Here is a 7165-nt window from a genome sequence, read left to right on the forward strand (position 1 = left end):
GATGTTCCACCGCAAAGGCGCTATCCGCCAGGCGACGTTGATCAGTACCTTCGTGCTCCATGGCGGGGAGAAAAAGGAAAAGGAAAAACGGCAGCCTCTGGAGCTTTCTGGCGTTTATCGCTGTCATCGCCCTGTGGGCGGTCCCGGCGATCGGGCCGGGCGTCATCGCGGTCCTGTCGGCCTTCGTAGTGCTGTACGGCCTCTTTCAAGCGCCGACCTGGTGTTGCGCGCCCACCCGGAAAGACGAGTTCTGCCGCAACAACGCGAACGGCATCCTGCTCGGTTGCCACCTCCGGCAACACAAATGGCAGAAGCTCAAGATGGCGTTCAAAGAGCAAGCACCGGCGAAAGCGCTGCGAAGAATGCTCAGCAACGTGAACGGAGTGGCAGCCTCGCTGTCCGCCGTCGCCGGCACGGTTTCAGCCAGCGCCGCCACCGTTACGCTCCTGGTGAAGTGATCCTCAGGCCAGCGCGTCGTCCAATGCCTTCGTAATCCGCTTCAACGACACCGGATGCGCCGTCCCCAGTGTCTGCGCGAAGAAGCTCACCCGAAGCTCCTCGATCATCCACCGCACCTCCGCCAAGGCAGGCGAAGACGTCCCAGGCGGCAAAGCACTCATCGCGTCCTGGTACTCCTTCGTGATCCACGCGACGTCTGCCATCCGCTGCAAGTCTCGCGTCTGCTCCAGCGGCAGCTTCTCCAACCGCCGCTCGATGCCGCGCAGATACCGGACCACGTTCGACAGCCGCCCGGCACCCGTTTCCGTCACGAAGCCCTTGTGCACCAAGCCGTCCAGCTGACGACGGATGTCCGCCAGCGACTCAGCCGGGCCGCGCGTGTCCGACAGGCGCGTTTCGACGTCGATGGCCGCACGCAGGATCCGCTCGACCTCCGTCAAAACCTCCAGCACCTTCGGGTTCAAGCCCGCCCGCACTTTTTCCAGCAGAGCAGCGAAACCCGCCTCGTCCCAGACCGGGCCGCCTGCCGCCGCCATCAGGGCGTCGACAGCGCAGTCGACACAGTCCTCCAGCAGACCCGCGACACTGCCGTGCGGGTTGCGGTTCAGCACGAGCTTCGAGGAGTTCGACAGCGACCGCGTAATGAACTTCATCGGCGAGTTCAGGTTCAGCCGCAGCATTCGCCGCGTGCCGGACCACATCGCGTGTTGCTGTTCGGCGGGCGTGTCCAGCAGTCGCACGGCCACCGACGCGCCCTCGTCCACCAGCGCCGGGTACGCCTTCACGTCGTGGCCGCGCCGGGTGGAGGCGAAGACCTTCGGCAGCTCGCCGAACGACGGCTGCACCAGGCCGGCCTTCTCAATGCTGTTGGCGGCCTTGGAAATCGTCTCCCGCACGCGCGGCGCGAGACGGCGTTTCAGCTCGTCCAGGTCCTTGCCCTCGGCCACCCGCTTGCCGCGCTCGTCCACCACGCGGAAGGTGATCCGGAGGTGGTCCGGCACCGTCGAAAGATCCCACGCCGAATGCGGGACGTCGATGCCGCGCATCGCGTGCAGCTCGTCGCCCAGGATGTCGAGCAGCGGACCGTCCGAAGGGGACATTCGCGTCAGCGCGTCCGCGGCCGTGTCCGGAGCCGGAACGAAGTTGCGCCGCAACGTTTTCGGCAGCGACTTGATCAGCTGCGTCGCCAGTTCGCCGCGCAGGCCGGGCACCTGCCAGTCGAAACCGTCCGGGGTCACCTGGTTCAGCACCGGCAGCGGGATGTGCACGGTCACGCCGTCTGCGTCCGCGCCGGGCTCGAACTGGTAGGTCAGTTTGAAGACGTGCGTGCCCTGCGTCCACGAGTCCGGGTAGTCCGATTCACGGACCGCGCCCGCGACCTCGTTGATGAGCATGGACTTCTCGAACGACAGCAGGTCCGGCTCGTTCCGCCGAGCCTTCTTCCACCAGCTGTCGAAGTGCCGCACGGACACGATGTCCTCGGGCACTCGCGCGTCGTAGAACTCGTACAGCGTCTGGTCGTCCACCAGGATGTCGCGGCGGCGAGCGCGGTTCTCCAGGTCTTCGACCTCGTCCAGCAGCGCGCGGTTCTCCGCGAAGAACCGGTGGTTCGTGTGCCAATCGCCCTCGACCAGCGCGTGCCGGATGAACATCGCGCGCGAGATCTCCGGGTCGATCCGGCCGTAGTTCACCCGCCGGTCCGCGATGAGCGGCACGCCGTACAGCGTCACCTTCTCCGTCGCCATCACCGCGCCCTGCTTGCGCTCCCAGTGCGGCTCCGAATATGAACGCTTCACGACATGCTGCGCGAGCGGTTCGACCCAGTCCGGCTCGATCCGCGCGTTGACCCGGCCCCACAAGCGCGACGTCTCGACCAGTTCGGCCGACATCACCCAGCGCGGCTGCTTCTTGAACAGCGCCGAACCGGGGAACACCGAGAACCGGGCCCCGCGCGCGCCGAGGTAGTCGCCCTTCGCCGGGTCCTTGAGACCGATGTGCGACAGCAGCCCGGAAATCAGCGCCGTGTGCACGTGCTGCGGTTCGGCGGGCGTGGTGCTGAGCGTGATGCCGAGCGGTTTGGCGAGCTGGCGCAGCTGGCCGAAGATGTCCTGCCACTCGCGGATCCGCAGGTAGTTCAGGTACTCGGTGCGGCACATCCGGCGGAACTGGTTGCCGGTCAACGTCTTCTGCTGTTCGCTGACGTACTCCCACAGCTTGAGGTAGGAGAGGAAGTCCGACGTCGGGTCGGCGAACCGGGAGTGCTGCGCGTCGGCGGCCTGCTGCTTCTCCGCCGGCCGCTCGCGCGGGTCCTGAATGGACAGTGCGGCGGCGATGATCATCACCTCGCGCACGCAGCCGTTCTGCGCGGCCTCCAGCACCATCCGGCCCATCCGCGGGTCCACCGGCAGCAGCGCGAGCTTCCGGCCGACCTCGGTGAGCTTCGACGAATCGCCGGTCTCGAACGCGCCGAGTTCCTGCAGCAGCTGCACGCCGTCGGCGACCTGGCGGCGGTCCGGCGGCTCCACGAACGGGAACGCGTTCATCTCGCCGAGGCCCAGCGACGTCATCTGCAGGATGACCGACGCGAGGTTCGTCCGCAGGATCTCCGGTTCGGTGAACTCCAGCCGCGATTCGAAGTCTTCCTCGGAGTACAGCCGGATGCAGATGCCGTCCGAGGTACGCCCGCAACGGCCCTTGCGCTGGTTCGCCGACGCCTGCGAGACCGCTTCGATCGGCAGCCGCTGCACCTTCGTGCGATGGCTGTAGCGCGAGATGCGCGCGGTGCCCGGGTCGATCACGTACTTGATCCCGGGCACGGTCAGCGACGTCTCGGCGACGTTCGTGGCCAGCACGATCCGCCGTCCGGTGTGCCGCTGGAAGACGCGGTGCTGATCGGCTGAGGAAAGCCGCGCGTACAGCGGCAGCACCTCGGTGTTCCGCAGGTCCAGCCGGTTCAGCACGTCGGCGGTGTCCCGGATTTCGCGCTCGCCGGAGAGGAACACGAGGATGTCGCCCGGCGCCTCGGCGGACAGTTCCTGGACCGCCTCGGCGATCGCCTGCGTCTGGTCGCGGTCCGGATCGCCCTCGGGCTCGTCCGGGTCCACGAGCGGCCGGTAGCGCACCTCGACCGGGTAAGTCCGGCCGGAGACCTCGACGATCGGCGCGTCGTCGAAATGCCGCGAGAACCGTTCCGGGTCGATGGTCGCCGAGGTGATGACGACCTTGAGGTCAGGACGGCGCGGCAGCAGCTGCTTGAGGTAGCCGAGGATGAAGTCGATGTTGAGGCTGCGCTCGTGCGCCTCGTCGATGATCAGCGTGTCGTACTGGCGCAGCATCCGGTCGGTCTGGATCTCGGCCAGCAGGATGCCGTCGGTCATCAGCTTGACCAGGGTGTCCTGGCCGGAATGGTCGGTGAACCGGACCTTGTAGCCGACGGTGTCGCCCAGTTCGGTCTTCAGCTCGCTGGCGATCCGGTCGGCGACCGTGCGCGCGGCCAGCCGGCGCGGCTGGGTGTGCCCGATCTGCCCGCGCACGCCGCGGCCCAGCTCCAGGCAGATCTTCGGCAGCTGCGTGGTCTTGCCGGACCCGGTCTCCCCCGCGACGATCACGACCTGGTGGTCGCGGATCGCGTCGCCGATCTCGTCCTTGAGCCTGCTGACCGGCAGCTCGGCGGGGTACTCGATCTTCGGCACGCTTTCGCGGCGCTGCTGCACGCGCAGCAGCGCCGTTTCGACGTCGGCGGCGATGCGCTCGGCCGTCTCCTGCTTGCCACGAGACCGGCGCGCGCCGTCGAGACGACGACGGAGCCGGTACTCGTCGCGCAGCATCAGTTCGGGCAGCTGGGCGCGCAGCTCTGCGAAGGGGGATGGAGTGGACATACTTGGGCCAAGGATAGCCGTGCGTGACCGCCGTGGCTTCCGAATATGCCGCGAGTGACAGCCCGGCGTCCCCGGCTCACGACACCGGGGCCGGCCGCGGCCGCACGAGCTTGGCCGGAAGCAGCCAGGTCAGCCGGTCCGAGCGGAGCACCGCGAGCGGTCCGATCACGGCCAGGAGCAGGACGTATCCGGCGACGAACGGGGCCACCCGCGAGTCGAGCCCGGCCGCGGTCGCCATCGCCGCCAGAACCAGCGAGAACTCGCCTCGGGTGAGCACGGTCAGGCCGATGTTCACGCCTTCCTGCCGGTCGAAGCCGTGCAGGCGGGCGGCGAACGCTCCGGCGGCGAGGTTCAGCACCAGCGTCAGCACGACGGCGGCGAGCACCGGGAGAACGACCGTGCCGACCGCGCCCGGGTCGATCGACAGCCCGAAGATGAAGAAGAACAGCGCGCCGAACGCGTCCCGCAGCGGCAGCACCAGCTTGTGCACCCGCAGCGCGACCTTGGAATTGCCGAGCATCATGCCGACCATGAACGCGCCGATCGCGTCGGAAACGCCCACCTCCTCGGCCACCGCGGCACCGAGCACGGCCACGCCGACGAAGCAGACGGTGAGCAGCTCGTCGTCCGCCGAGCCGAACAGCCGCGAGGCCAGCCGTCCGCCCCAGCGGGCCAGCGCGGCGAGCACGAGCAGGAAGCCGAACGCCTTGCCGAAGTCGGCGAGCGCCGCGGCGAATCCGTCGGCACCGCTGAGCACCGGCTGCAGCAGCGCCAGGTACAGCGCGAGGAAGAGGTCTTCCAGCACGACAATGCCCATGATGAGACGGGATTCCCGGTTGTTCGTCCGCCGGGTTTCCAAGAGCAGCTTGGTGACGATGGCCGAGGACGAGATGCCGATCGCGCCGGCGATCACCAGCGCCTCGCGCGCGCCCCAGCCCAGCGCGAAGCCGAACACGAGCCCGCCGCCGACGTTCAGCACCAGGTAGGCCACCCCGGCGCCGGCGAGTCTGGCTCCGCCGCGGGCGAGGTCGTCGAGCGAGAACTCCAGTCCGAGATAGAAGAGCAGGAACACGAGACCGAGCCCGGCCAGGACGCCGAACTCGGCCGGATCGTCCACAAGGGACAATCCGGGGGTGTGCGGGCCGAAGACGAAACCGGCCAGCATGAACAGGGGAATCGTGGGCAGCCCGATCCGGGCGCCGACGCGGGCGAGGGCGCCGGCGGCGAGAAACGCGCCGCCGACGGCCAGCAAAGCATGACCGTTGCTCATGAAATCCTCTTGAGAGCCGGGTACAGGCGGGAAACGAGTACTCAGCAATCAGGAGGGGCCCGCGCGGCGGCGGGCGCGGGCGCACGGTCGATTTCGACCGGAGGTGCGGCGGAAAACGGGACGGTGCACCGATCCGGCCGGGCGAAGCGGATCTCGCCCGGTGCGTCGGCGAGCGGCAGCGGGTGCGCGGCGACGAGATGCGGGCCCTGCTCCTGGACCAGGGCCGGTTCGGGGTCGTGCGGACGCGCGCCCGCCGGGCCTGGACCGGGGACCGCGACGCCGAGCAGGAGCAGCGCGGCGAGCAGCAGGACGAGGATGGACCGGTGCCGCGGCGCGGAAGCGGCGGCAGCAGTCGTCATCTCGGGACGAGTTTACCATGTCTTTAATGTGTGCCGGGCGCTCCGGATTGTGTCCACAATAGACAGTCCGGTGCCGGATCGCGTGTCGGCGACCGTTTTCGACCATCTCTATGTCCATAGTGGACTGATGAAGTTCACCTCCGGGAAACTTCGGCGCATCCCTTGCCCCGCGGCTTCACGCTCGGTTATCGTGGCGCTACGCCGCAGCAGTATCCGGAACCGGTCATTCGCCGGTCCGGCCGCCTTGCCCACGGAACCGCGGAAAGGGATTCCCTCATGCGCAAGACGATGCGGCCCACGCTGGTCGCCGGTCTCACGGCTGCCTCGGCCCTCGCCCTCGTGCTCAGCACACCCGCTCTCTCGGCCGCCGCCGCACCCGCCCCGCTCGCCGCCTCAGCGTCCGTGCTGGGTTCCGGCGGCGACCTCGCGTCTCCGGAGAAGAAGGAGATCGCGATGCAGCTGGTGTCGAGCGCGGAAAACTCGTCGCTCGACTGGAAGAAGCAGTACTCCTACATCGAGGACATCGGCGACGGCCGCGGCTACACCGCGGGCATCATCGGGTTCTGCTCCGGCACCGGCGACATGCTCGAACTGGTGCAGGCCTACACCAAATCCGTGCCGGACAACCCGCTGGCGAAGTTCTTGCCCGCGCTGGAAAAGGTCAACGGCTCCGCTTCGCACGACGGTCTCGGCGCGCCGTTCGAGAACGCCTGGAAGGAAGCCGCGGGCACCGAGGAATTCCAAGCCGCGCAGAACAGCGAGCGCGACCGCGTGTATTTCGACCCCGCGGTGAACCAAGGCAAGTCGGACGGCCTCGGCGCGCTCGGCCAGTTCATCTACTACGACGCCATCGTCATGCACGGCCCCGGCACGAGCACCGACAGCTTCGGCGGCATCCGCGAAGCCGCGCTGTCGCAGGCGAAGCCACCGGCGCAAGGCGGCGACGAAACCGCTTACCTCGAGGCGTTTCTCGACGCGCGCAAGGTGGTCATGAAGAAGGAGGAAGCGCATGCGGACACGTCCCGCGTCGACACCGAACAGCTGGTGTTCCTCAACGACGGCAACCTCGATCTGCACACGCCGCTGAAGTGGAAGGTCTACGGGGACCCCTACGAGATCAACTGAACCCCTCGTGAGTGGCAATCCCGGTTAGAACCGGCATCGCCACTCACGAGCCACCCACCCGCGCAACCTCCCCC

General features: G+C 68.0%; 5 protein-coding genes. 2 read left to right on the forward strand and 3 right to left on the reverse strand.

Annotation, left to right across the window (positions count from 1 at the left end; genetic code table 11):
* The first annotated feature begins 59 nt into the window (after nt 1-59).
* Nucleotides 60-458, forward strand: a complete 399-nt coding sequence (locus tag D0D37_RS37280; RefSeq protein ID WP_162834656.1) for a hypothetical protein — start codon at nt 60-62, stop codon at nt 456-458.
* A 3-nt stretch (nt 459-461) separates the two neighbouring features.
* Here D0D37_RS37280 and hrpA read toward each other — a convergent pair whose 3' ends face one another.
* The 3 genes from hrpA to D0D37_RS37295 all read right to left on the reverse strand — a co-directional run bounded on the left by hrpA (nt 462) and on the right by D0D37_RS37295 (nt 5966).
* Nucleotides 462-4337, reverse strand: coding sequence for an ATP-dependent RNA helicase HrpA (gene hrpA, locus D0D37_RS37285; RefSeq protein ID WP_116205286.1), 3876 nt, complete (start codon nt 4335-4337; stop codon nt 462-464).
* 76 nt (nt 4338-4413) lie between these two features.
* Nucleotides 4414-5607: a cation:proton antiporter gene (locus D0D37_RS37290; protein WP_116205287.1), complete on the reverse strand. Its 1194-nt coding sequence runs from the start codon at nt 5605-5607 to the stop codon at nt 4414-4416.
* Between the two features lie 41 nt (nt 5608-5648).
* The gene (locus D0D37_RS37295; RefSeq protein WP_162834658.1) at nt 5649-5966 is read right to left on the reverse strand and encodes a hypothetical protein; all 318 of its coding nucleotides are present in this window, start codon (nt 5964-5966) and stop codon (nt 5649-5651) included.
* Between the two features lie 276 nt (nt 5967-6242).
* Between D0D37_RS37295 and D0D37_RS37300 the strand changes: the two genes are divergently transcribed.
* A complete protein-coding gene (locus D0D37_RS37300) occupies nt 6243-7091 on the forward strand; it encodes a chitosanase (protein ID WP_116205289.1) in 849 nt (282 codons plus the stop codon).
* Nucleotides 7092-7165: the final 74 nt, after the last annotated feature.

Source organism: Amycolatopsis circi (assembly GCF_003385235.1).
In the GTDB taxonomy this organism is placed as follows: Bacteria; Actinomycetota; Actinomycetes; order Mycobacteriales; family Pseudonocardiaceae; genus Amycolatopsis; species Amycolatopsis circi.

Excerpts from the sequence above, each read along its gene's own strand:
- D0D37_RS37280 (WP_162834656.1), top strand. The coding sequence starts at position 60 with ATGGCGGGGAGAAAAAGGAAAAGGAAAAACGGCAGCCTCTGGAGCTTT.
- hrpA (WP_116205286.1), bottom strand. The coding sequence starts at position 4,337 with ATGTCCACTCCATCCCCCTTCGCAGAGCTGCGCGCCCAGCTGCCCGAA.
- D0D37_RS37290 (WP_116205287.1), bottom strand. The coding sequence starts at position 5,607 with ATGAGCAACGGTCATGCTTTGCTGGCCGTCGGCGGCGCGTTTCTCGCC.
- D0D37_RS37295 (WP_162834658.1), bottom strand. The coding sequence starts at position 5,966 with ATGACGACTGCTGCCGCCGCTTCCGCGCCGCGGCACCGGTCCATCCTC.
- D0D37_RS37300 (WP_116205289.1), top strand. The coding sequence starts at position 6,243 with ATGCGCAAGACGATGCGGCCCACGCTGGTCGCCGGTCTCACGGCTGCC.